This is a genomic window from Arcobacter sp. L, assembly GCF_000284235.1.
Lineage (GTDB): Bacteria > Campylobacterota > Campylobacteria > Campylobacterales > Arcobacteraceae > Aliarcobacter > Aliarcobacter defluvii.
The window spans coordinates 2,765,864-2,790,672 of record NC_017192.1; the positions used below are offsets into that span (position 1 = coordinate 2,765,864).

Consider the following 24,809-nt stretch of genomic DNA (forward strand, 5'->3'; position numbering starts at 1 on the left):
TCAATACTCTTTTTTGATTGTTTTTGAATATAAAATATATGTTCCTATAAGCCAAATAGTTGGAATTATATAAAGTGTATGTAAAAGTAATTTATCACCTATTGCTTTTATTAAAACATAATATAAAACAACAGCAATAAGAGAATAAACTATCGCTCTATTTTTTTCATATCTTGGATTAAAATATCCAAAAGTTATTACTAAAAATAGCGAAACTAAAGGGAATAATGAAGTTAAAATATAAAATGTCAAATCATCAATATCAATATTCTTTTTTATATTATTTTTCCAATATTCATAGGTATTTGTAAAAACTCCTATTTTACTATCTGCTATTGAATCATTTATATACATTGATTTATAATCAATTTGATTAAATTCATTTTCATCAATAATAAAAGCTTTTCCATTTAATAATTTAAAACTTAAGCTTCCTTTGTCATTATCTAAAATAGCTGTATCACTTACAATAAATTGGTCTTTTTTATCTTCTGTTTTAAATAATTTTACATTTTCATAAACTTTATCTTCTTTACCACTAATATAAATAAGCCAATCACCAAATTTTTGTCCAAATTCACTAGCTTTTATATTAAAATTTGCCTCTTTCTTTTTAACATCTAAAAACTGTTTTGTTAAAAATTTTGTTTTAGGAATAAGTCCAACAGAAACAATCAAGAGTAAAGCTGATAAAAGTAACGTAATAGGTAAAAATATTTTTAAAATATTTATTGGATTTAATCCAAAAGAAGTAATAACAGTCAGCTCATACTCACTTGCAAGTTTTGCTAAAGTTATAACTAATGATATAAAAAAAGATATTGGCATAGTATAAAATATAATTTGAGGAACAACATAAGCATATAAAGTAAATAATTCAATAAAATTTATAGTAATGATTGATGTTAAAGATGCAATTTTAACTAAAAATACAATTGATGTGATAAAAAATAATCCTAAAAAAATAGGGAAAAACGTGACTGCTAACTGGGAATATAAATACTGGTTTAATTTCAAAAAAAGACCTTTATAAATGTTTTTAAATTAAAAAAATATTCAGTATAAAATCCCAAAACTAAATAAGGAATAAATGGAGTTTGAATATCTTTTTTTATTATATTTGAATAGATTGCAGGTATTATAGCAAAAAAAGCAGCTAAAAATATAGCAAATACACCTGCATTTCCAAGGATGACTCCAATCATTGCAATGATTGGAATATCTCCTTCTCCTAAAGCTTCTTGCGTTTTTAAACTTTCATCTTTTAAAAGTTTTGATTTTATATTTTGAATATAAAAAGTTATTACAAAATTTAGTAAAACAACTGCTCCACTAAATAAAAAAGCATTATAAAAAGCTTCTGTCATAGAAAAATTTGTGGCAAAAAAAGACAAAATTAAAGCCACTAAAAGTAGATAATCAGGAACTGCTTTGTATTTCAAATCAATAAAAGATAAAACAATTAACACATAAGATAAAATCATCATAAAAACAAATTCTAAAGTTAATCCTAATTTTAAAAATAATAATAAAGTAATAATTCCACTTAACAATTCAACTAAAAAATATTGGAATGAGATTTTTACTCCACAATAAGCACAATGAGCTTTTAAAAATAAATAAGAGAATAATGGGATATTATGATACCAAAGAATTGTATGATTACATGAAGGGCATTTACTTCTAGTTTTTGTAAATATAGATTCATTTTTAGGAAGTTTTATGATTAAAACATTTAAAAAAGAACCTATACAGATACCAAAAATAAAACTAAATACCTCCAAAACGTCTCTCTCTTTTACTAAAATCACTTAAAATATCATCTAGTTCAGATTCAGTAAAATCAGGCCAATAAGTTTGAGTAAAAAACATTTCTGCATAAGCATTTTGCCATAGAAGATAGTTTGAAAGTCTAATTTCTCCACTTGTTCTTATTAAAATATCAACATCACCCATACCTGCTGTATCAAGACAAGATTCTAAATTTTTTTCATTTATTTCAAGATTTAAATCATTTAACTTTTTAATAGCTCGAACAATTTCATCTTTTGAACCATAATTTAAAGCTAAAACTTGGGTTAAACCCGTGCAATTTGAAGTTTTTATTTCTGTTTCAGTTATCGTTTTTTGTAAATTCTTTGAAAACTTACTTAAATCTCCAATTGCTTTAAATCTTATATTATTTTCTAAATAAACATTTAATTCATTTTTTAAATATCTATCCAGAAGTTTCATCAAAAATTCTACTTCAAGTTTTGGTCTTTCCCAATTTTCAGTTGAAAAAGCATATAAAGTTAGATATTTTACGCCAATTTTTGCACAATATGAAGTGATTCTTCTAACTGTTTTAGCTCCTTCTTCGTGACCTGCTGTTCTATTAAATCCTCGTTCCGTTGCCCATCTTCCATTTCCATCCATAATTATTGCTATATGAGATGGAATTTTTATATCATTCATATTGGCTAAACTCTCTTTGTAAATTCTCTAAAATTTCTAAAGAAACATCTAATTTTGAACCTTTAAATTCATAAGAACTATTTTTTAAAATTAGTTCTATATTATTATTATCACTTCCAAAACTATTTTCATCATTTAAAATATTTAAACATACACCATCAAGATTTTTATTTTCAAGCATTTTTGTAGCACTATTCATTGCTGTAGTTTCATCCATCTCTGCTTTAAATCCAATAGAAACAATCTCTTCTTTATCAAGTGATTTTAAAATATCCATATTTTGTTTTAACTCTAAATTCCATAGTGTTCCTATTAACTCTTTTTTTAGTTTCCCTTCTTGTGGATAAGAGGGTAAGTAATCACTAACAGCAGCTACCATAAATAAAAATGGTTGCTTCATAATCAAAGTAGGAGTTGAATTATCCATCAAAGTAAGTTTTGTAAGAACTCCTTTTTTAGCAACTCTTATTGAATCAACTAAATATTCATACATTTCATTTGAGCTTTGAACTTTTATTAGGTGAATATCTTTTGGTAAATTTTCATAACCTCGTGTGCTAACCAAGCAGACATCTGCACCTTTATAATACAAAGCTTTAGCCAAACTTGAAGCCATTTTCCCAGATGAAAAATTTGAAATATATCTAACATCGTCTATCTTTTCAACCGTTCCACCACCACTTAAAACAACTCTTCTATTTATCCAATACTCATCTTTTAAAAGTTCTTTACAAGTAACATCAAAAATATCAGTTGGCTCAGCCATCGCTCCATCACCAACATCTTTACAAACTAACTCTTTTGTTTGTGATGAGACAATCTCATAATTACAAAGCTTTAACATTTTTAGACTTGCTTGTGTAATTGGATTTTTTAGCATATTTGTATTTGCTGCTGGTGCTATTAGTTTCATTCTTGGATATGCAAGCGCAGTTTGTAATAAAAGATTTGTTCCTAAACCATTTGCTAAAGCATTTATTGTATTTGCGCTCGCTGGTGCAATTATAAAAATATCTGACCACTTTCCAATATCTATATGATTATAATCTTGACTTTTATCCCAACATTCACTACTTTCATCTAAAACTTTATTTTGTGAAATTGCTTCAAATGTGATTGGATTTATAAACTTCTTTGCACCCTCAGTCATAATAACTCGAACTTGTGCACCTGCTTTTACATAAAGTCTAATTAACTCTAAAGTTTTATAAATAGCAATTGACCCAGTAATCCCAACTAATATCTTTTTGTTTTTTAAAAGCATTTTTTACTTCTTTTTATTTGAAAAATGTTTATAAAAATAACCATCAATAGTTTTTGCTTTTGCACGTGTAAGATACAATTCACCTTTTTTAACATTTCCTGTTACAGTTGAACCAGCTCCAATTAATACATCATCTTCAATATTTACAGGTGCAACAAATTGTGTGTCACTTCCAACAAAAACATTTTTTCCTATAATCGTTTGATGTTTATTTACCCCATCATAATTGCAAGTAATTGTTCCACATCCTATATTTGTTCCCTCATCAATAGAACAATCTCCAAGATAAGATAAATGCCCTGCTTTTACGCCATTTAAAATAGCTTTTTTTGTCTCTACAAAGTTTCCAATATGAGTTTTATTTAGCTGGCTACCTGGTCTGATTCTTCCCATTGGTCCAACATCACTATCTTTTACAATTGAGTCTTCAACAACAGAGTTAGTTTTAATATGAGAATTTATAATTTTTGAGTTTCCTAAAAGTGATACACCATTTTCAATGATTGATTCACCCTCAATTTGCACACCCTCTTCTATATAAATAGTATCGGGTAATCTCATTATAACGCCAGCTTTCATAAACTCTTTTTTAATTCTATTTTGATGAATCACTTCAGCATCAGCTAATTCAACTTTTGAATTTACACCTTTAAAATTCTCTTCATTTACAACAAGTGGTTTTAAAACTTTTCCTTGAGAAATTGCCATTTCCACTAAATCAGTGATGTAATACTCTTTTTGAGCATTGTTATTGTTTAATTTTGGAAGATTTTCAAGTAAAAATTTTGTTTCAAATTGATAAATTCCTGCATTTGCAGTTGTTATTGCTAACTCTTCAGGTGTTGCATCTTTTTGTTCAACTATTTTTTTAACATTTCCATTTTCAATAATAACTCTTCCATATCCATCTGCGCTATCTAACTCTAAAACAGACATAACAATAGTTGCATTTATTTCAAATTTTTCTAATTCACTTGCTTGAATAAGTGGCATATCACCATTTAAAACCAAAACTTTTTCATATTTTGGAGTTATTCCCATAACTGCTCCACCAGTTCCAGGATAATTTTTATGGTCTTGAATTACAAAATTTATATTTGAAAAATATTTTTCAATCTCTGCTTTTACCTTTTCAAAGTGATGAAATAAAACCACTGTAATATCATCACTTAATTTTAAAGCCTCTTTTATTGAATAATATAACATTGGTTTTCCAGAAATCTTATGTAATACCTTTGGAGTATCTGATTTCATTCTTGTACCTTGCCCAGCAGCAAGTATAATTATTGATTTATTAAACATTCTTTTCCTTCTTAAACTAAAGCTTCATTTATCTCTTTTTTTAAATTTTCTACAACTTCTTCTAAAGCATTTTTCATTTTTGTATCACTTATATTTGCACTTACCAATTTATCTAAATTTTTCTGTCTATCTTTGAAAAATTGTGCAACTTTTCTATTTTTTGGATTTCTATTATACATTAAAACTCCAGAAGCCACCAATGCTACAACCAATCTTGCATGCCCAAAAATTGCCGCATAATTAAGTAAAGTAAAACCTGAATTATCTGGTTGATTCATATCTGCACCAGCGGCAATTAACCAACGTGCAATTTTATAATTTCCATGCCATTGAGTATGATGAAGTGCTGTTCTTCCATGAATATCCTTAATCGTTAAATCTGCTTTTTTTGTAAGCAATTTTTCAACAACTGTTAAATCATTTGCAATTACAGCTTTATGAATAACTGTTCTTCCATCATTATCTTGAATATCAATGTTTATTCTATATTTTAAAAAATTTACTAATCTTTCAACAAAAGCTTCTCTATCTTTTTTATCTTTTAGTTTCAATCCTTCTTCAACCATATACATCAAAGGTGTACAACCATGTTTATCTGAAATATTTAAATTTACACCATAATTTATAATTGTTCTTAATGTATCAAAATCATTATATAAAACTAAATCAAATAAAATATTTTTTCCATCTAATCTCTGTGTTTCAATATTTGGTCGATAGGTTAGTACTTTTTTAAGTAAAACATCATACTTTTCATCTTCTTTTATATAAAGGGTTAATTGAGGATTTGGTTTTTTAAAACCTTTATTAATTGCAATAATTTCTACGATATCATCAACTACACTTTTTTCATCTAAATCTCTAGCATCAAGATTTGCACCTTTTAATACTAAAAAATCCATCATTTTGTAGTTTGAATAACCTTTTAAAATCTCTTTGTAAATGATATTTTTATTATTTTCATCACTTACATTTACATTTGCACCACAATTTACTAAAAATTCTGCATTTGAAAAATTCTTATTTTCTATTTCTCTTTGAAGTGTTGTTTTTCCATCTTCATGAATTTTATCAATTTCTAAACCGTTATCTATAAATAAAAGTGCTAAAGGTAAATAATCCTTATCAGGAGTAATTAATTTATATTTACCTTCTAAATCTTTTGGTCCATTTTTTTGTAAATCAACAATATGTAAAAGTTCATCGATAATATTTTTATTATGATTATCAACAATATTCATATTTATATTTTTTTTAGCAAGAAGTTCTATTAAAGGTATATTTTTAGCCCCTTGTAAAATAGCATTAAAAAGAACATTCTGTCCATCTTTATCTAAAAAATTCACATTGATACCATTTAAAATCAAAGTTGAAGATATATTTATATCATCTTTTAAAACTGCCCTGAAAAGTGCGGTTTGATGATTTTCATCCAATGTATTTAAACTATCTAAGTTATTTACAACATCTTTTAAAATAGTTAAATTTTCACCTTCAACAGCATCAAATAAAACGGTTTTTCCATAACTATCTTTTATATCAAAATCAGGATTATATGTCATTAAGATTTGGAACATTTTTTGATTGCCAAGTAAAGCAATATCTTGTAAAATTGTTCTACCTGAACTATTTTTTCTATTTATATCGAAACCATTTTCAATTAAAAATCTAACCATCATACCGTCAGATCTTTCACAAGCTTCATCTAAAACAGTTTTTCCATAAGTATCTTCTAAATTTATATTTGCACCATTTAACAATAAAATTTTAATTGCATCTAATTTTTTCTTAGCAACTAATGAAAAAAGTATAGAACGCCCTTTTTCATCTTTTTTATTTAAATCAATTCCTCTATTTATGTATCTTTGAATTTTGCTAACATCTAAATTTTCAGAGAATAACTCTTTATAAAAAAGGTCTTCATTTACCTTAAAAAAATTAAACACTAAAATATTCCTTTATATCTTTGCAACTTTTATTAAACTTTACATTTTAGCTAATTTTTTATTAAATTGTTTTTCTGCTTCTTGGTTTATAATTTTTTTTCATATTATTTTCTTTTTTCTCTTTTGTAAATCTTTTTTTAGGATATGATTTTTCAGAATTATCTTCTTCAATCAAATTTCCTTTTAAAGATTTTTCAATAAAACTATTAAACGAATTTCTTAAAATATAAGCTTTATCATGGTCTGGGAAAAGTTCAGGCATTTTATATGAAAGCCATAAATATAAAGAGATTTTTTTAACCTCATCTTCTACTAAAAGCAAATCTTTTTGAGTGATTGCTTTTTTAGGTAGTGTAATTGAAGGTTTATAATGACAAACTCTTTTTTTAATCACGCTTGCAATGTATGATTCATAAGCTTGTAAAATAATTGTTGATTTTGTCGTAATTGGAGCTTGAGCAAGAAGATATTTATCTTCAAGTTTTAAATTAAATCTTGTATCAACTATCTTTGCAGCTTCAAGCATAGATGAAATATTAGCAGCTCTAAAAGGTCCTGAAAAATACATATTATCAGCAAAAAACTTTAATACTTTTGTTAAAGAGTTTGTTTTTATATGACTTGCTAAGCTTTCTAATTGATTGTTATTTATTTTTACTTTAAATGGCGGTTTTATAGTTCTAATTGGAGATTCAAACTCTTGAGCTATATAAGCTAAAACATCTCTTCTCGTTGCACCTAAATATCCAGCTTCAAAATGTCCATATCTTCCTGCTCGACCAGCTATTTGTACTATTTCATTAACTGTTATTTTTCTTCTACTCTTTCCATCAAATTTTTCATCTGTTGTAAATAAAATAGTTTTAATTGGAAGATTTAATCCCATTGCAATTGCATCTGTTGCAATTAGAATTTGTGTTTTTTTCTCTCTAAATCTTTTTGCTTCATCTCGTCTTACTTCAGGAGATAAATTTCCATAAATAACAGAAACAGAATATTTCTTTTGCAATTTTTGTTTTAATTTTAAAACATCACTTCTTGAAAAGGCAATCAATGCTGTTCCATCTTCAAGTTTTTCTAAAGAAGTCCATTTTGGTAAAACTTTTAACTCATTTTTTCTTTGATGTTTTATGATTTCTAACTCTTCACCCAAATAAGTTGCAATTCTTTTTATAGCATCAAGAGCATTTACACTTCCTGTCATAATTATTTTTTTTGCAGGACATCCAATAATTGCATTTACCCAAGCCCAACCTCTATCAGGGTCTTCTAGCATTTGAACTTCATCAATAACAGCAACATCAACATCTAAGTCAAAATCTAACATTTCAATAGTTGAACAAACATGTGCAGCTTCTTCATCTAACATTTGTTCTTCACCAGTAATAAGTGAAGCATTTATTTTTGATTCTTTTAAATCTTCATAACCTTCTAGTGCTAAAAGTCGTAAAGGTGCTAAATAAAGTCCAGAATTTGCCTCTTTTAATTTTTGCATTGCATTATATGTTTTCCCACTATTTGTAGGTCCTACATAAAACTCTAGTTTTCTATTTAGACTTCTTGCTAATGGATATAAAGTTTTTAAATCACAGTTTAATAAGGTTTGTAGTTGTTCTTGCCAATTTTCTTTCATAGGCGTATTATATACAATAGAATATAATATCAGATTAAACAAAGATCTTAAGTGCAACTCGTTGCACTCTTTAGGATTTTGCTACTTTTAACAAAATTTATTTTTGTGTGAAAAAGTAGATAAAACCATATTGGTTCCCTTAAAATTAGGGAATCTAATTTTAAGGAACATAATGAATTGTAAATATTTTGGTATTTGTGCATCTTGTACACTTTTTGATAAAACTTATGAAGAACAACTAAACTACAAAATTCAAAGGGAAAAAGAAAGATTTTCTAACTTTACAACAATGGAATTTGATATTATCAAAAGTAGTGAGTCAAATTTTAGAAATCGTGCTGAATTTAGAATTTGGTGGGATAAAGATGAAAATGGAAATGAAATTTTATCTTATGCGATGAATGATTTTAAAAAGAATATCTTAAAAATCGATTCATGTGAAATGGTAAGTCCTCATATTCAAGAAATTATGCCAAAACTGATATTTGAACTAGAAAAAGATTTAATTCTTTCTTACAAACTTTTTGCAGTTGAATTTTTAGGAAGTACTACAAAAGATTTACTTGTAACTTTAATTTATCACAAAAAATTAGATGAAGAATGGAACCAAAAAGCAAAAGAGATTGAGTCAGCACTGAATATCAAAATCATGGGAAGAAGTAGAAAACAAAAAATTGTTCTGAGTTCTGAGTCAATAAATGAAACATTACATATAAATAACAAAGATTTCAAATTTGCCTATCAAGAAGGTGGTTTTACTCAACCAAATACAAATGTAAATATTCAAATGATTGAATGGGTTTTAAATAATATTGAAAATTCATCAAAAGATTTATGTGAACTTTATTGTGGTGGAGGTAATTTTACTATTCCACTATCTACAAAATTTCACAAAGTTTTAGCAACTGAAATTTCAAAAACTTCTATTAAATCTGCTTTAAAAAATTGTGAACTAAATAATATAGAAACTATTAGTTTTATTAGAATGAGTGCAGAAGAGTTTGTACAAGCATTAAATGAAGTAAGACCATTTAATAGATTAAAAAATATAAATTTAAAAGATTATAACTTTGATACTATTTTTATGGATCCACCACGTTCAGGTTTAGATGATACAACAAGAGCATTAGCAAAAGATTTTGAAAATATCATTTATATTTCATGTAACCCTAAAACTTTACATAGAGACTTAGAAGAATTAACAAAAACCCATGAAATCGTAAGATTTGCACTATTTGATCAATTTGCTTTTACAAATCATATAGAAAGTGGTGTAATTTTGAAAAAGATTTATTGATTTAATCTAATTTTAAGAATTGTAGTGTCATAATTTCAATACAAAGATTAGGGATCAATGGATTCCGAAGAGATGAAAATTTTTCTTCTCTATGCTTGAAACTTATTAAGTGACAAGAATGTTTGAGGCTGTGAGTAAAATCGCAATGTGTCATAAATAAAAAGGATTTATTATGAGAATTAATACTAACGTTTCATCTTTAACAGCTCAAGAAGCTGCACAAAATACTACTAAAAAAATTACTAGTTCTTTAGAAAAACTTTCTACTGGTCTTAGAATTAACAAAGCTTCTGATGATGCTTCTGGTTTAGCTATTGCTGATAAATTAAGAACTCAAGCTACTTCTATCAATCAAGGTATTGCAAATGGTAATTCTGCTGTTTCTTTACTTCAAATTGCTGATAAATCAATGGCTGAGCAATCAAATATTCTTGATACTATTAAAGCTAAATTAATTCAAGCAAATACTGATACTACATCAGATGATGGTAGAGAATCTATTAGAAAAGATATTAATAAACTTTTAACTCAGTTAGATAATATTGCTAAACAAACTAATTATAATGGAACAACTTTATTACAAGATTCTGCTACAAGTAACGCAAGTTCTGGTGGTTTAAAATTCCAAATTGGTGAAAAAGCTGATAATGTTATCTCTAACGTTGCTATTCGTTCTAATGTAAGTGGTTTAGGATTAGGTGGATTAGGAGCATTAACTGCTGCAAGTTCTCTTTCAAGAGCAGCAGCTTCTCAATATCAAGCTACAATTGATGATGCTATTACTACTCTAAATGGATATAGAGGAGACATCGGTTCTACTCAAAACCAAGTTGAATCTGCGGTTAGAAACTTAATGACTCAAGCTACTAACGTTACTGCTGCTGAGTCTATCATCAGAGATGTTGATTATGCTCAAGAATCTGCAAATTTCAACAAACAAAACATTATTTCTCAAGCTGGTTCTTATGCAATCAGTCAAGCAAATTCTGTTCAACAAAATGTTTTAAGACTTTTACAATAAGTTTTTAATTATCATAAGAAGTGATAACTTAAAAGTTATCACTTAAAATTTTGTATATTACATAGGGTTCAATGGAGTCCGAAAAGGTGAAAATCTTTCATCTTTATGCTTGGTGATACAAGAATGTTTTAGGCTGTGAGTAAAATCGCAATGTGTCATAAATAAAAAGGATTTATTATGAGAATTAATACTAACGTTTCATCTTTAACAGCTCAAGAAGCTGCGCAAAATACTACTAAAAAAATTACTAGTTCTTTAGAAAAACTTTCTACTGGTCTTAGAATTAACAAAGCTTCTGACGATGCTTCTGGTTTAGCTATTGCTGATAAATTAAGAACTCAAGCTACTTCTATCAATCAAGGTATTGCAAATGGTAATTCTGCTGTTTCTTTACTTCAAATTGCTGATAAATCAATGGCTGAGCAATCAAATATTCTTGATACTATTAAAGCTAAATTAATTCAAGCAAATACTGATACTACATCAGAAGATGGTAGAGAATCTATTAGAAAAGATATTAGTAAACTTTTAACTCAATTAGATAATATTGCTAAACAAACAAACTATAATGGAACAACTTTATTACAAGCTGGAGCTGGAACTTCAACTTCTTCAGCAGGTTTAAAATTCCAAATTGGTGAAAAAGCTGATAATATTATCTCTAATGTTGCTATTCGTTCTAATGTAACTGGATTAGGTTTATCTGGATTAGCAGCGTTAACAACAACTAATTCATTAACAAGAGGACTAGCTTCTCAATATCAAGCTACAATTGATGATGCTATTACTACTCTAAATGGATATAGAGGAGACATCGGTTCTACTCAAAACCAAGTTGAATCTGCGGTTAGAAACTTAATGACTCAAGCTACTAACGTTACTGCTGCTGAGTCTATCATCAGAGATGTTGATTATGCACAAGAATCTGCAAATTTCAACAAACAAAACATTATTTCTCAAGCTGGTTCTTATGCAATCAGTCAAGCAAATTCTGTTCAACAAAATGTTTTAAGACTTTTACAATAAGTTTTAACCTATTACATAAAAAAGAAAAGAGATATAAAATCTCTTTTCTTATCTTATAAAATTCTTTCTAAGCATAAAATATAATCATTTAAAATATTTTCTATCTGTTCTTCAAATATTTTTTTTATTTTTTTTATTTTTTTTTCTTCATCTTTTACTTTTATATCATTAAAATGATATGATAAATAAGGGAATAATATACGATAGTAGTTTTTCATAATTAAATTTATAAAACTATATTTATATTTCTCTATTTGATTTAAAATTTCTAAAACTTCTTTTAATAATTCTTCATAATTTTTAAATTCACTATTCTTAAAATTATAGATTCTATTTTCCATAAAATGCTTTAAAAAATCTATATCACATTTTATTTCGTTAGTAGATTCTTCAGTTAATTTTGTTAATGAATTATTTACTAAAAAATCAACAAAATGACTTTTTTCAAGATTATCAATACTACTAAATTCTTTCATATTTATATCTGATACTTTTTTAGGGGAAGTATTATTAAAATATGCTCCATGAGAAGATAAATTATATATATTTATATTTTCATTTTTTGTAGATAATACATCTTTTAAATATCTTATTGACATATAAAATAAAGAAGTAGTATTAACTTCATCTAATAAATTTCCTTTTATTTTTATAAGTCCATCTCTTAATCCAAAGGTATCTCTACTTTGTTTTTCATCTAAATCATAATATACCTTCATTCCCGAATCACTATTTTCTGAATGTGTTAAACCTGTTTTTTGATTTAAGGCTAAATCCAATCCTAATAAATAAATATTTTTTATATTCATTTTTAATAATATATTTAATGTAACCTCTCCAACACTAAACCCACTTAATGAAATATTATCTTTATGAAAACAAATTTGAGATTCATATAAAAAGAGATTAAAAGGTTTTAATTTTTTTAAAAGTTTTGAATTAGTCGCACTATTTGCTAAAATTATTGTTTCTTTATTTAATTTTGAAACACTAAAATCATCAAATTGAATATCATTTAAAACTACATTTTCATCAAGTGTAGTTATCATATCAATTCTAATATTATTTGAAAGTAACTTCTTATATGCAGCACCTATTGTTACAATAAAAAATTTATTTTGATGTTCTTTTATCCATTCAATATTTTCATCTAAGGATGGTCCTGCGGCTAAATATAACACTGGTACTTCATCAAATAAATTACACTTTTCTTGTACCTGATTTATAATTAATGTTCTATATTCACTATTTAAAACTTTAGTTACTCGATTTACATAAGAATATAATTCTCTATTATAATCATATATATTTGGCTTTTTTGAAACTAACAAACTAAGAATTTTATCTATATACGTTTCAATATTGATATTAGTAGTAGAAAATTTCAATAAATAATTATCTAAAAAACTTATATCAATAAATTTTCTTATTTTTCTATCTTCATCAATATCATCGTCCATTATAGAAAATATTGCACCTTTATTTCCCAAAATAGTATAATCAATTGTAAACAATGATAATCTAAATATTTCTATATTTTTTTCAAGAATCAAATACATATCAGCATCTATTTTTTCTGCAATTCTTGGAATATGTCGACCTAATAATGTTCCTAAAAATATAAATTTCTTAATTTTTTTTAGTTTCTTTTTTTTGTTTCCTAAAAAATCTTTTAAAGAATTTGAATATTCAAACATATTCTTTTGTGTTAGTGCCGTAAATTCAATAATTTTTTCAAAATTAAATCTATTTTCTGCGTCAATTGGAAAATCTGTTTTTATTGTAAAATAATCTTCAATATTAAATATTGAGAATTTTTCATCAAATTCTATTTTTCTAACTAAATCATCATTTATTTTTTTAGGTTTTTTATTATATAAATATTTATCATTTACAATATCATATATATCAAAATCACCATTTTCCATAATAAATTCTAATGCATATTTTTCTTGATATGTACCATTTTCTATCATACGAGAAAGTTCATCTACTCTATGATAAAGCTCGTTATCATATTCACTCAGAAAAGCAAGATTTGCTAAAAAAGTAGTTATTAATGCATTTTGAAGTTGTATTTGTGCTTCTATCATAAAAGTCAACCTTTAAATTTTGAGTAATAATAATATAAACTTAATAAAATTCCACAAGAAGTATACATTATTTGATAATGTTACCCAAAATAAACTCTACAAACTCTCTAACAGCACCTTCACCTCCACTTTTAGAGAGTTTAATAATATTTGATATATTTTTTATCTCATCTAAAGCATTTGCAGGACATGCTGCAATTCCAACATGAGAAAGTAATTCTTTACAATTTATATCGTCACCTATATAAGCAACTTCATCTAAAGATATTTTTAGTTTTTTACAAATTTCTTTTGCTATATCAAGCTTCCCTTTATATTCTAATCCTTGATATAAAAAATCAACTTTTAGTTTTTTTGCACGATTTGCTACTATTCTTGTATTTTCACTTGTTATAATTCCTGTTTTTATACCAGCTTTTCGTAAAAGTTCAAACCCTTTTCCATCATGAGTATTAAACTTTTTAAACTCTTCACCATTTTCACCATAATACATACCTGCATCAGTTAAAGTTCCATCCACATCTGATAAAAAAAGTTTTATTTTGATATTTGTTTTTCTTTTCGAAAGTATATATTTGTACATCATTTTTTCAGCAATTAACCAATCATCTTCTTCATCTATTTCAACAGCTGTAAATTCTTGCATTTCATGAATTGAAATTTTTCCACTTAAACGATTTTTATCTTTCTTAATATTAAAAACAGTATTTATATAAAAAGCACCATTTTCCATAAAAAGTCCATCAAAATCTTGTCTTCTTGGACGATTGTGAAAATCATAATTTATAGGATTTGCATCTTTATCCCAAAAAAACCTTTTTGTCCTTATACAAGTAAGTAATGAGTCAGCATCTTCATTTTTTAATCTTTCTAATGCTTCATCAAAATCTTTTGTTTGAGTAAGAGGAGAAGTTGCTTGAACTAAAAAAAATAGATCACTATCTTTGAAATCTTGCTTATTTATAAACTCCAACATTACAGATTCTGTACTTGCAGAATCTGTAGCATTTTCTTTATCCCTATCATAAACTTCAACTTTGAGAAAATTAAAACTGTTTACCACATTTTTTATTTCTTCACAATCTGTTGCTACAAAAATTTTATCTATATTTTGAGAATTTTCTAAAGCTTCAAGATTCCAATAAACTAAAGGCTTTTCACAAAACTCTTTTATATTTTTAAAAGGAATTGATTTACTCCCACAACGAACAGGGATAAAAGCTATATTCATTTTATTCCTTTTTTTAAAGAAGCTATTATAGTATCAGTTGCACCTAAACTTGCAAGTTGATTTTCATATGCACTATTTAATTCTTTAGAATCAAAAAAATTACCCCACTTTTCATGACCACCAGGTTTATTTTTACTTAACCAATATAAATGATTTGACAGCGGATATCTTTGAATATGCTTTATAAATTCTACTTCAAAACCAGCTTGTTTTGCCAAAAGATTTAATGTGTGGTGAGTATATAAATATAAATGGCAACTCCAATAAGTAAAATTAGAAAATGCTTCATTTTCATAAATTGTAAGAAGTGCATCATTTGCATTTGGTACTTCAATAATCAATCTACCATTATCTTTTAATAAATCTTTTAATTTATCTAATATTTTCAAAGGTTCTTTTATATGTTCAATAACATGAAAAGAAGTAATAATATCAAATTTATCACTTATATTATCAAGATTATTTTCAAAAGGAATATCTTCTTCTTTATAAAAAGGGATTATTGCTTTTTCAAGTTCTACACCTAAGACTTCTTTTGATATATTTTTTGTAAGTTTTAAAAAACCACCATTTCCACTTCCAAAATCTAAAACTTTTTTATTTATCAGAGAACTTTTCAAAAATTCAAATCTTCTTGTATCATCTACAAGAGTTTCATTTCTCCATTTATAAAAATCAAATGACTGGTGCATATTAGAATTTTCATAGAAATTTTCATCTATATGATTGTTTTCTGATAAGAAAACTAAACCACAATCAGTACACTCGAAAATTTCTAAATTTTTATTATCTCTAACTGTTCCATTTCGTTTTTTGAAGTCTTTACTTTTACAAAGATTACAAAACAATTTTATTCCTTTACAATGAATGAAGGAGTTAGTCCTAAAGAAAGTTTTTGGATTTTTTCTTTTTTATTTTTAAAAAAATCATCAACAGCTTTTGTTTCACCAGGGAAAGTACCATAATCATCAAAAATAATAATTCCACCTGAAACAACTCTTTCATACATATTCTCTAATATAGTAACAGCTGGTTCATAAATATCAGTATCAATATGTAATAATGAAATCTTTTGATGCTGATTTTCAGTACAGTATTTTGGTAAAGTTATATTAATATCACCTTTTACAAATTCATAATTTTCAATATTCTTATATTTCATAATCTTTTCTATTTCATCTAACTCTATACTACTTTCTCCAGCACCAGAAATAAAATTATCTAAATATTTTTTATCATTTTCATATTCTGTTTTTGGGAATTTACCAAAAATATCAAAACCTATAATTTTTCTTGAATTTTTTGATTCTAATAAATCTCTAAAATGTGCAAATCTAAAAAATGAATTACCTTTAAATAAACCACATTCAACAACATCTCCTGGTAAATTTATAATTTTTTTATACAATTCATAATGTGATAATAACTTCCCAAATCTTGCTTCAGTTGAAGTAGCATAAAAACCATTTTCATATTCAAACATTTTTGTTGTATCAAAATTATTTAATATCATTTTCTTACTTTCTATTTTTTAATTTATCTCGTTGTACTTGTTCTATTGGAAGGATTTCTTCTTTTTTATAATGTAATGCCTCAAAAGTTTCATTTAAACCATCAACTAAATTTTTTAATTCATTTGGTTCAAGAGAAGCACCGTGATCCGTTCCTTTCCAAGTTTTATCTTTTGTAAAATGTCGTTCAATCCATCTTGCACCCAATGTATATGCAGCTATATCAAGATTTGTACCTAAATGGTGCCCTGAGAAACCTATTTCATTTACTCTATTATTATATTTTTCATAAAGCCAATTTATTTCTAAAAGAGCTACGTCTTTTGCTGGTACTGGATAACCTGATGTACATGAATAAATTAAAAGTCTTGATTTTGCTTGGTTTGATTCTTCAAAAAATTTTACTATTTCTTCTACTTCTTCTTTAGAAGTCATACCAATAGACAATTGAACTTGACCTTTATATTCATCTCTTAAAACTTTTAACATATCAAAATTATTATTACAAGCAGAAGGTACTTTTAAAAATTCTGGTTTAAAAGAAATCATTTCCTTTGCACTTGTAACATCCCAAACTGACGTACTATAACTAATTCCTATGCTGTCACAATATACTTTTAGCTCTTTGTGTTGTTCTTTTGTAAATTCTAAAAATTCTCTATGAGCTCCGTATGTATCACCATAAGAATTTACAGGTACAGGATGAGGAGCATTATACTGTTCAACTGTAAGAAGTTCTTTATTATTTCTTTTTTGAAATTTTACATACTTTGCACCATTTTGTTTTGCTAAATCAATTAATTCTTTTGCAATTTCAAATTGTCCCATATGATTACAACCAATCTCTGCAATTACTTTTGGTACTTGATAATCAAAATTAAAACTCATAATTTACACTCTCCCATATTTGTCTTCATATCTTATTATATCATCTTCACCAAAATAATCACCTAATTGAACTTCTGCAAATATTAAATTATCAATTTTTGAAGAATTTATAATCTTATGCTTACATCCTTTTGGAATATAAATATATCTTCCTTGTTCTATATTTAAGATAGTCTCTTCTAAGACAATTTTTCCCTCACCTTTAATCACTATCCAATGTTCTTCTCTTCTTTTATGTTTTTGCAAACTAAGTTCTCCATTAGGGAATACCGTTATTATTTTAGATTGGACATGTTCTGCTAATAATGTACTTTTGTAAAATCCCCATGGCTTTGGAAATATTTCATAATCTAATTCATGTTCATCAATTTGAGGTAATTTTTTCAAATCATATTCAATATCTTTAAGCAACATTACATGAAATTGTTTTTTAGATATTATATTTATCAATTTGTTATTATCATCTACAATAGGAATAAAGTTTATTTTTTCTGATTTAAAATATTCAAAAAGATTAAGAAAAGAATCATTCTGATTTATACTAGAAAAGTTACTGTTATAAATAATATTATTTTTTAGTTTAAATCCATTTATTAAGAGTCTTCTAATTTCCCCTTCAGTAATTATACCTATAAGAGTATTCATATCATTTATAACGATTAAAAAGTTTTTTTTATTTTTATCAATAAGTTTTAGTGCTTCTAATATAGTCGTATTTTCTTTTACTATAAAATTTTTTAAATTATTCTGCAAAATATCTCCTACTTATACTTTGATAATTTTTATTAAATAAATTATTTTCAATAATAGCAAAGAAAATATTTAAATAATATCATTTTAAATATTTTCTGTTAAAATTAACAAATTTATTAGAGGTAAATATGCAAAACAATACTATTCCACAAGATATTATTAAAATACAGAAAAAACTTACAACTTTTGAAAAAGATTCAAGAAACTACAAAAAATATACAAAAATTTTAGCAAAACATATAAAATCATATACAATGAAAAAAAGAGTTAATGCTCATATAAAAACTATTGAAACTATTGAAAAAATTGAGCAAGAAGGGATTGAAGATATTTTAAAATAAAAAATATTACAATTTGTAATAAAAATTAAGACTTTAAAAAAAATCTGCTAAAATCCCAACATAAAATATAACAAATCAAACCAACATAGGAAATATTATGGATGAGAATCAAAAAAAATCATTAGAATTAGCTATCAAACAAATTGATAAAACATTTGGAAAAGGTACACTTATTAGACTTGGTGATAAAGTTGTTGTTCCAACTGAAACAATCAGCACAGGTTCTTTAGGACTTGATTTAGCACTTGGTGTTGGTGGACTTCCAAAAGGAAGAGTTATTGAAATTTATGGGCCAGAAAGTTCAGGAAAAACAACACTAACATTACATGCAATTGCTGAAGCACAAAAAGCAGGAGGTGTTTGTGCATTTATTGATGCTGAACATGCTCTTGATGTTAAATATGCAAAAGATATTGGTGTTGATACAGATAACTTACTTGTATCTCAACCAGATTTTGGAGAACAAGCTTTAGAAATACTTGAAACCGTAATAAGAAGTGGTGCAGTTGATTTAGTTGTTATTGACTCTGTTGCAGCACTTACTCCAAAAGTAGAAATTGATGGAGATATGGATGATCAACAAGTTGGTGTTCAAGCAAGACTTATGAGTAAAGCTTTAAGAAAAGTAACTGGTTTATTAAATAAAATGAATTGTACAGTTATTTTTATCAACCAAATAAGAATGAAAATTGGAATGACTGGATATGGGAGTCCTGAAACAACAACTGGAGGGAATGCTCTTAAATTCTACTCTTCAGTAAGACTTGATATTAGAAGAATTGCTACACTTAAACAAGGTGAAAATTCTATTGGGAATAGAGTAAAAGTAAAAGTTGTTAAAAATAAAGTGGCAGCTCCTTTTAAACAAGCAGAATTTGATATTATGTTTGGAGAAGGTATCTCAAAAACTGGTGAATTAGTTGATTATGGGGTAAAACTTGATATCGTAGATAAAGCTGGTGCTTGGTTTAGTTATGGTGATTCAAAAATTGGACAAGGAAGAGAAAACTCAAAAGTATTCTTAAAAGATAACCCTGAAATAGCACGTGAAATTGAAAATAAAATCCTTGAATCTATGGGAGTTAATGATTCAATCATTAGTAGTAGTTCAGATGATTTAGATGATACAGCTGATTTAGACGACTAAAAAATCAAAGGAAACTTTTCCTTTGATAAACAAAATACAAAAATTACTCTCTTTAAAAAAATACAAAAGCAAATAACAAATCTTTTTTAGCTATAATCATCTAAATTATGAAATATAGGAGATCTAAGTGGTATTTATTGATAATATTTACGCTGATGAAGTATTAGATTCAAGAGGAAACCCAACTGTAAGAGCTACAGTTATATTAAGTGATGGTACAAAAGGTAGTGCAATAGTACCAAGTGGTGCAAGTACAGGAAAAAGAGAAGCTTTAGAATTAAGAGATGGTGATAATAGATTTTTAGGGAAAGGTGTTTTAAATGCAGTTGAGAATGTAAACACTACAATTGCAAATGAATTAATCGGATTAAGCCCTTATAATCAAGCTGAAGTTGATGCAACAATGAAAGATATTGATGGAACACAAAATTACTCAAATTTAGGAGCAAATGCTGTTCTTGGTGTATCTATGGCAGTGGCTAGAGCTGCTGCTAACTCTTTACAAATTCCATTATATAGATATTTAGGTGGAGCAAATGCTATGACAATGCCTGTACCTATGTTTAATATTATTAATGGTGGAGAGCATGCAAATAACTCTGTTGATTTCCAAGAATATATGATTATGCCAACAGGATTTGAAAATTTCAATGATGGATTAAGAGCTGTTGCAGAAATCTATCAAAACTTAAAAAAAGTTATTGATGCAATGGGTGAAAGTACAGCAGTTGGTGATGAAGGTGGATTTGCTCCAAACTTAAAATCAAACGAAGAACCAATTCAAGTTATCATGACAGCTATTGAAAAAGCTGGATATAAAGCTGGTGAACAAATCTCTATTGCATTAGACGTTGCTGCTTCTGAATTAATTGATGAAAATACAAAAAAATATGTTCTAAAAGGTGAGAATAGAGAATTAACATCAGCTGAATTAGTTGAATACTATGCTGATTTATGTTCTAAATATCCTATCGTTTCTATTGAAGATGGATTAAGTGAAGATGATTGGGATGGATGGAAAATTTTAACTGAAAAATTAGGTTCAAAAGTTCAATTAGTTGGAGATGATTTATTTGTTACAAATGCATCAATTGTTGCTGAAGGAATTAAAAAAGGTATAGCAAATGCTGTATTAATTAAACCAAATCAAATTGGATCAGTTTCTGAAACAATGCAAACAATCAGACTTGCTCAAAGAAATAACTACAATTGTATCATGTCTCATAGATCAGGTGAAAGTGAAGATGCATTTATTGCAGATTTTGCGGTGGCATTAAATTGTGGACAAATAAAAACTGGTTCAACAGCAAGAAGTGACAGAATTGCAAAATACAACAGACTTCTTGAAATTGGAGCTGAAATTGCCTATTCTGAATATTTAGGGAAACAACCTTTCTCTAAAAAATAGTGGTATATGAAAAAATTTAGCGCTTATAAGAAATTTATGTTAGTAGTAATCATATCTTTGATTGCTACTATCTTTTTATCTTATAATGCAGTTATAATTCTTTTTGGAGATAACTCTTTGCAAGTTTATAATTCACTAAAATATAAAAAAGAGTATCTAGAAAGTGAAATATTAAGATTACAAAGAGAAAATGCTTATTTACAAAAAGAGTATTTTGAACTTAAAAATTTGGAGCCAGAAGAATGAAAACTTTATCTTTATTTACATTAACTGTCATTTTAGCAATAGGTTTAAATGCAAGAGAAAATCCATTTGAAATGATGAATACTTTTGAAGAAGAAACAGGGAAGATGATTGAGATGAATGAAAATCCAGTTACACCTGAAGATATGCAAGAAGCTCAATATATAAGAGAAATGCAACAAAAAATGTCAGATGTAAATAAAAATAAAGTTAATGATGCTGTAAATAAAATTGTTCCAACTATAAAAGAAAATAAACCTGTACAAAAAACTTATTCTAAACAAGAAGTGGATTCATTACTTCAAAAAACAAAAAAACAAACTGAACAAAAAACAAAAGAAATTGTAAAAAAAGAACTTGCAAATACTAAACCTGCAGAACCAGAACAAATTGTTTATGTAAAACCTAGACCTGACATAACTGATGATGATACTTTAGTTGCTAAAACCCTTTTACCGTTCCTAAAAATTGAATTTAGTGATAATAAACTAATTATTCATACAGATTACAAAGTTTCTAAAAAATTCTCAATTATAAAAGAAAATAAACTAATTATTGATTATAAAGCAAAAGTAAACTTCAATACAAAAAAAGATGATTTAGATTCAAAAAACTTTAAAAGAATTACTGTGGGAAATCACAAATCAGAAGGATATTTTAGAGTTGCACTTGAATTGATCGATAAACCTTCTAATTACAATGTATCATATAAAGATGATTTAATTACTATCTCTAAACTTAATTAGAGAAGTAATTATCCTAATTATAACCATTACAATTAATACTTCTAATATAGCTGCTAATATTAAAGCATAATAAAATTCTTGTGTAATAGAGTGATTATTGTATGCAATAGTTGTAACTGCAATTAAAAGTGTTAATGGCATTGAATGAGATAGCCCAAGCATAAAAAATTTATTCCACCCCATCTCTTTTACAAATAATAAAGAAGCTAATAATCTAATAGCAATCATTGCAACTGTAATTAATAGAGCTTTTATAATCAAATCCCAATTTAATAATGCATTTATTTCAAGAGAAGCACCAACAGAAATAAAGAAAATTGGAACTAACCAACCAAAACCAAAATGTTCTAATTTATGAGGTAATTGTTTATTATGTTCTTCAAAGAATGTTGTAATAAAAATACCTGCAATAAAAGCTCCAAAAGCAATCTCTAAATGTAGATACATCATTACAGTTATCATTAAAAAGAATATTGCCATTGAAATTCTTATATCTTGTTCTTGATGATCTTTCTCAGGCATTAAATAATTTTTTATTTCTGGAAACCACCAAATAAGATTGTGAAAAAGTTTATACACAATTATCATTGCTATTAAGAATAAAACAAACAATGCCATAATTTTATAAAAATCAAATCCAATTCCATACTCTAACACAGCAGATACTGTTGTTAATGCAAAAATTGAAACTATTTCACCTATTAATCCAACAATAAAAGCTATTCTTATCCATTCTGTATCTCCATACTCTTTTTTAAGAGCAGCTAAAACTCCAATAGAAATAAGAGGCAGAATTACAATAAATATTTTCCCTAAATCAAAATATAAAGTTATTAGAATTGAACTTGAAAATAGTATGACATTATATAAAAGTGATTTTTTTAGCATTGTTGGTGAAATAGATAAAAGTTTTTTTAAATCTATTTCTATTCCAGCTAAAAACATTAGATATAAAAAACCCAATTCAGCAACTAAATGAAAAATTGGATGATCTACAATAAATGCAAAATATGCAGCTATTGCACCTAACATAATTTCTACTGGAATTGTAGGTAGTTTTAATAATTTCGATACTAATGGTGAAGTAAATATTATTAAAGATATTGAGATAATTATTAATATTTCTTCACTCATTCGTTTACCTTATTAATCTCTTTCTCTTTTTATTTTATAACCATGTTTTTCAAGCTCAGCAATATCATCAGCAGGAGTTTTTCCAGCAGTTGTTAAATAATCACCAATAACAAATGCATTAGCACCTTTTTCAAAGATTTTATACTGCTCATCACCAAACATTACTTCACGTCCACCAGCAACCATTATTTTCATTGCATTTGGAATCATCTTTCTAGCAAGTGTGATTAACTCAAAAGCTTCTTCTCTTGTAATTGTATTTTTTACAATTGGTAATGCTTCATTTGGATGGAAAAAGTTTAAAGGTACATTCATAGGCTCTAAAGATGCAATTGATTCAAGCATTGAAATTCTTTGTTCTTGAGTCTCTCCCATTCCAAAAATTCCACCACATACAAGTCTTAAACCAACTTCTTTTACATTTTTACAAGTTTGATATCTATCATCCCAAGGATGAGTTGTACAGATTTCATCATAAAAATCTCTTGCAGTTTCTAAGTTGTGATTATATGCATCAACTCCTGCATCTTTTAAAGTTTGAAGATCTTCAACTGTTGCAATACCATTACAAGCAATTAAAATTAAACCTAAATTCTCTTTTTTAATTGCACGTGCTGCTTCACATACATACTCTAATCTTTTTGGAGTTAGTCCTTTTCCAGCAGTTACTAAACAAAATCCATTTGCATTATTTGCTCTTGCTCTTTTTGCTTCTTCGACAATTTGAGTAATCTCTTTTTGTTTATATCTTTGAATATCTGCTTTATATTTTACACTTTGTGTACAGAATTTACAGTCTTCATTACATGTTCCACTTTCAATATTACAAATGGCGCATAAAAAAATTTCGTCATTATTTTTCATAAATTATCTCTTCTTTTTTAAAATTTTTTTCATTAATCTTTTTAAAACAACGTGTGATTATATACTCATTTTCATTAATCCCTAGTTGTACGCACTCTATTAAAGGTTTTTCTCTTGCACACACTTCTCCTGGATTTATAAAAAGTGTTTTATTTTTATAATCTGATTCAAAGATGTGAGTGTGTCCAAAAATCACCACATCACAATCAGGTGTTAAATAATAAGGAAGGTGCATAAGTTTAAACTTTATATCTTTTATTTTAAAATAATATGGTTCTGATTTAATATTATATTTTGAAGCAAGAGAGAACAAATTTCTATCATTATTTCCAAAAATTGCTACATATTTAAGCCCAGAATTTTCTAAAAGTTCAAGATTTTTTTCAATACATAAATCACCTGCATGAATTAAATATTCACAATTTTCATTTTTGAAAAAATCTATCACCTCTTTTGTATAGTCACTTTTTAAGTGACTATCGGACAAAATGCCTATTTTCATAA

24 protein-coding genes are annotated in these 24,809 nt (G+C 26.6%); 8 read left to right on the forward strand and 16 right to left on the reverse strand.

The window, feature by feature from the left end; genetic code table 11:
• From ABLL_RS13670 to ABLL_RS13700, 7 genes are all read right to left on the reverse strand, one after another.
• Nucleotides 1-1,017, reverse strand: a complete 1,017-nt coding sequence (locus ABLL_RS13670; protein ID WP_041654932.1) for an LptF/LptG family permease — start codon at nt 1,015-1,017, stop codon at nt 1-3.
• Nucleotides 1,014-1,784, reverse strand: coding sequence for an A24 family peptidase (locus tag ABLL_RS13675; RefSeq protein ID WP_014475376.1), 771 nt, complete (start codon nt 1,782-1,784; stop codon nt 1,014-1,016). The genes ABLL_RS13670 and ABLL_RS13675 overlap by 4 nt, the downstream gene beginning before the upstream one ends.
• Nucleotides 1,771-2,457, reverse strand: a complete 687-nt coding sequence (locus tag ABLL_RS13680; RefSeq protein ID WP_014475377.1) for a di-trans,poly-cis-decaprenylcistransferase — start codon at nt 2,455-2,457, stop codon at nt 1,771-1,773. Before ABLL_RS13680 ends, ABLL_RS13675 begins: the two co-directional genes overlap by 14 nt.
• Entirely contained in the window at nt 2,450-3,721 is a 1,272-nt protein-coding gene (gene coaBC / locus ABLL_RS13685) for a bifunctional phosphopantothenoylcysteine decarboxylase/phosphopantothenate--cysteine ligase CoaBC (RefSeq protein WP_014475378.1), read from the reverse strand. The genes ABLL_RS13680 and coaBC overlap by 8 nt, the downstream gene beginning before the upstream one ends.
• Nucleotides 3,722-3,724: 3 nt before the next feature.
• Nucleotides 3,725-5,023 carry a bifunctional UDP-N-acetylglucosamine diphosphorylase/glucosamine-1-phosphate N-acetyltransferase GlmU gene (gene glmU / locus ABLL_RS13690; RefSeq protein ID WP_014475379.1) on the reverse strand — a complete coding sequence of 433 codons (1,299 nt, stop codon included), beginning with the start codon at nt 5,021-5,023 and terminating at the stop codon, nt 3,725-3,727.
• An 11-nt stretch (nt 5,024-5,034) separates the two neighbouring features.
• Nucleotides 5,035-6,969, reverse strand: a complete 1,935-nt coding sequence (locus ABLL_RS13695; protein ID WP_014475380.1) for an ankyrin repeat domain-containing protein — start codon at nt 6,967-6,969, stop codon at nt 5,035-5,037.
• Nucleotides 6,970-7,030: 61 nt separating this feature from the next.
• The gene (locus ABLL_RS13700; protein ID WP_014475381.1) at nt 7,031-8,602 is read right to left on the reverse strand and encodes a helicase-related protein; all 1,572 of its coding nucleotides are present in this window, start codon (nt 8,600-8,602) and stop codon (nt 7,031-7,033) included.
• Nucleotides 8,603-8,774: 172 nt separating this feature from the next.
• Between ABLL_RS13700 and trmA the strand changes: the two genes are divergently transcribed.
• From trmA to ABLL_RS13715, 3 genes are all read left to right on the forward strand, one after another.
• Nucleotides 8,775-9,899: a tRNA (uridine(54)-C5)-methyltransferase TrmA gene (gene trmA, locus ABLL_RS13705; protein ID WP_014475382.1), complete on the forward strand. Its 1,125-nt coding sequence runs from the start codon at nt 8,775-8,777 to the stop codon at nt 9,897-9,899.
• A 172-nt stretch (nt 9,900-10,071) separates the two neighbouring features.
• Nucleotides 10,072-10,920: a flagellin gene (locus ABLL_RS13710; protein ID WP_014475383.1), complete on the forward strand. Its 849-nt coding sequence runs from the start codon at nt 10,072-10,074 to the stop codon at nt 10,918-10,920.
• Nucleotides 10,921-11,097: 177 nt separating this feature from the next.
• Nucleotides 11,098-11,946 (forward strand): flagellin, encoded by an 849-nt coding sequence (locus tag ABLL_RS13715; RefSeq protein ID WP_014475384.1) that lies wholly within the window; start codon nt 11,098-11,100, stop codon nt 11,944-11,946.
• Nucleotides 11,947-11,999: 53 nt separating this feature from the next.
• Here the strand turns inward: ABLL_RS13715 and ABLL_RS13720 are convergent, their stop codons facing one another.
• The 6 genes from ABLL_RS13720 to ABLL_RS14960 form a co-directional block, all read right to left on the reverse strand.
• Entirely contained in the window at nt 12,000-14,039 is a 2,040-nt protein-coding gene (locus tag ABLL_RS13720; RefSeq protein WP_014475385.1) for a 6-hydroxymethylpterin diphosphokinase MptE-like protein, read from the reverse strand.
• A gap of 67 nt (nt 14,040-14,106) precedes the next feature.
• On the reverse strand, nt 14,107-15,270 hold the full coding sequence (locus ABLL_RS13725) for an acylneuraminate cytidylyltransferase (RefSeq protein WP_014475386.1): 1,164 nt from the start codon (nt 15,268-15,270) through the stop codon (nt 14,107-14,109).
• Nucleotides 15,267-16,118, reverse strand: a complete 852-nt coding sequence (locus tag ABLL_RS13730; protein WP_014475387.1) for a class I SAM-dependent methyltransferase — start codon at nt 16,116-16,118, stop codon at nt 15,267-15,269. The genes ABLL_RS13725 and ABLL_RS13730 overlap by 4 nt, the downstream gene beginning before the upstream one ends.
• Before the next feature lie 2 nt (nt 16,119-16,120).
• A complete protein-coding gene (locus tag ABLL_RS13735) occupies nt 16,121-16,783 on the reverse strand; it encodes a TylF/MycF/NovP-related O-methyltransferase (protein WP_014475388.1) in 663 nt (220 codons plus the stop codon).
• Nucleotides 16,784-16,787: 4 nt separating this feature from the next.
• On the reverse strand, nt 16,788-17,669 hold the full coding sequence (locus tag ABLL_RS13740) for an N-acetylneuraminate synthase family protein (RefSeq protein ID WP_014475389.1): 882 nt from the start codon (nt 17,667-17,669) through the stop codon (nt 16,788-16,790).
• 3 nt (nt 17,670-17,672) lie between these two features.
• On the reverse strand, nt 17,673-18,422 hold the full coding sequence (locus ABLL_RS14960) for a CBS domain-containing protein (protein WP_014475390.1): 750 nt from the start codon (nt 18,420-18,422) through the stop codon (nt 17,673-17,675).
• A 128-nt stretch (nt 18,423-18,550) separates the two neighbouring features.
• Here ABLL_RS14960 and ABLL_RS13750 point away from each other — a divergent pair, with 128 nt between their 5' ends.
• From ABLL_RS13750 to ABLL_RS13770, 5 genes are all read left to right on the forward strand, one after another.
• On the forward strand, nt 18,551-18,763 hold the full coding sequence (locus ABLL_RS13750) for a hypothetical protein (protein ID WP_014475391.1): 213 nt from the start codon (nt 18,551-18,553) through the stop codon (nt 18,761-18,763).
• A 97-nt stretch (nt 18,764-18,860) separates the two neighbouring features.
• On the forward strand, nt 18,861-19,910 hold the full coding sequence (gene recA / locus ABLL_RS13755; protein WP_014475392.1) for a recombinase RecA: 1,050 nt from the start codon (nt 18,861-18,863) through the stop codon (nt 19,908-19,910).
• A 127-nt stretch (nt 19,911-20,037) separates the two neighbouring features.
• On the forward strand, nt 20,038-21,318 hold the full coding sequence (eno, locus tag ABLL_RS13760; RefSeq protein WP_014475393.1) for a phosphopyruvate hydratase: 1,281 nt from the start codon (nt 20,038-20,040) through the stop codon (nt 21,316-21,318).
• A 6-nt stretch (nt 21,319-21,324) separates the two neighbouring features.
• Nucleotides 21,325-21,564, forward strand: coding sequence for a septum formation initiator family protein (locus ABLL_RS13765; protein WP_041654936.1), 240 nt, complete (start codon nt 21,325-21,327; stop codon nt 21,562-21,564).
• Nucleotides 21,561-22,307, forward strand: a complete 747-nt coding sequence (locus ABLL_RS13770) for an AMIN domain-containing protein (RefSeq protein WP_014475395.1) — start codon at nt 21,561-21,563, stop codon at nt 22,305-22,307. The genes ABLL_RS13765 and ABLL_RS13770 overlap by 4 nt, the downstream gene beginning before the upstream one ends.
• Here the strand turns inward: ABLL_RS13770 and ABLL_RS13775 are convergent.
• Genes ABLL_RS13775 through ABLL_RS13785 form a run of 3 tightly spaced genes read right to left on the reverse strand, consistent with a single transcriptional unit; the run spans nt 22,281 to nt 24,807 of the window.
• On the reverse strand, nt 22,281-23,441 hold the full coding sequence (locus ABLL_RS13775) for a cation:proton antiporter (protein ID WP_014475396.1): 1,161 nt from the start codon (nt 23,439-23,441) through the stop codon (nt 22,281-22,283). The two genes, ABLL_RS13770 and ABLL_RS13775, sit on opposite strands and share 27 nt — an antisense overlap.
• A 12-nt stretch (nt 23,442-23,453) precedes the next feature.
• Nucleotides 23,454-24,305 (reverse strand): biotin synthase, encoded by an 852-nt coding sequence (locus ABLL_RS13780; protein WP_014475397.1) that lies wholly within the window; start codon nt 24,303-24,305, stop codon nt 23,454-23,456.
• A complete protein-coding gene (locus tag ABLL_RS13785; RefSeq protein ID WP_014475398.1) occupies nt 24,295-24,807 on the reverse strand; it encodes a YfcE family phosphodiesterase in 513 nt (170 codons plus the stop codon). Before ABLL_RS13785 ends, ABLL_RS13780 begins: the two co-directional genes overlap by 11 nt.
• Nucleotides 24,808-24,809: the final 2 nt, after the last annotated feature.